Genomic DNA, 597 nt, shown 5'->3' with positions numbered 1-597 from the left:
TTTTTGCCGCTGGACGGCGCCGCGGGGAACTCCGTCGCGGTCGTCTGGTCAGTCTTGCAGGACCGGGCGCAGCGCCTGGTGGCCCTGGACCCCACTGAATTCGAGCAGCAGATTCAGCAAGCCAGCCAGAACACGCTGGGTACCCTGCAGTTGAGCGCGGACCGCACGGCCTGGCCGCTGCAGCAGGCCCGCGCGGACCGCTGGTGCGGCCCCATAGCGGCGCCGGGCCAACCGGGCGCCGCGCGCAGCTGGGCGCTGGCAGGCGATGCGGCGCACAACGTGCATCCGCTGGCCGGCCAGGGCCTGAACCTGGGGCTGGGCGATGCGCAGGCGCTGGCCCGCGTGCTGAACGGGCGCGATTACTGGCGCGGCGTGGGCGACCTGCGGCTGCTGCGCCAATACGAGCGCGAACGCAAGGCGGCCCTGCTGCCGATGGGCTGGACGATGGACGGGCTGCAGCAGCTCTTCTCGCGCAGCGAAGGGCCTTTGACGGCGCTGCGCAACTGGGGCATGAAGGGCTTCGAGCGCAGCGGCCCGCTCAAGGATTGGGTGACGCGCCAGGCCATGGGCCTGCGCTGACGGGATGGACCGAAGGGC

1 protein-coding gene is annotated in these 597 nt (G+C 71.9%); it reads left to right on the top strand.

The genetic code is table 11. From position 1 onward, the window contains the following. Positions 1 to 579: FAD-dependent monooxygenase (locus tag AC27IQ_RS26750; protein ID WP_487091503.1), on the top strand; the 579-nt coding region annotated here is incomplete at its 5' end. Positions 580 to 597 lie beyond the last annotated feature (18 nt).

Source organism: Acidovorax sp. KPB24-07, from assembly GCF_057543315.1.
This window is presented reverse-complemented; position numbering and strand designations above follow the sequence as displayed.